This window comes from Streptococcus sp. SCPM-O-B-15304 (M98), from assembly GCF_058200215.1.
The window spans coordinates 1-237 of the sequence record NZ_JBYQGQ010000062.1; the positions used below are offsets into that span (position 1 = coordinate 1).

General features: G+C 37.6%; 1 pseudogene. It reads right to left on the minus strand.

The window, feature by feature from the left end:
• Window positions 1-132 (minus strand): annotated as a pseudogene (locus AC3E7H_RS10090) (sigma-70 family RNA polymerase sigma factor); the annotation flags it as partial.
• Window positions 133-237: the final 105 nt, after the last annotated feature.

Sequence of the window (237 nt, forward strand, 5' to 3'; positions counted from 1 at the left end):
CTTTTCTAGAAGTTCATGGAGACAGATCATGCCTTCTTGGTCCCAATCCTCTTTTTCCCATAGATGGAGATAATAATCTTTTCTACATTTATGAACAATTCCTTTTACCTTTGCATAATACTTCTCAAGCATTTGCTTTCCCCCTTTCTCTGCTTTTAGTTTAGCAGAGAAAGGAGGAAAGAGGGGCTTTGGTTTCTGTCTTGTGTTTTTTCAAGTCCAAAGTGTATCAGGAAGTAT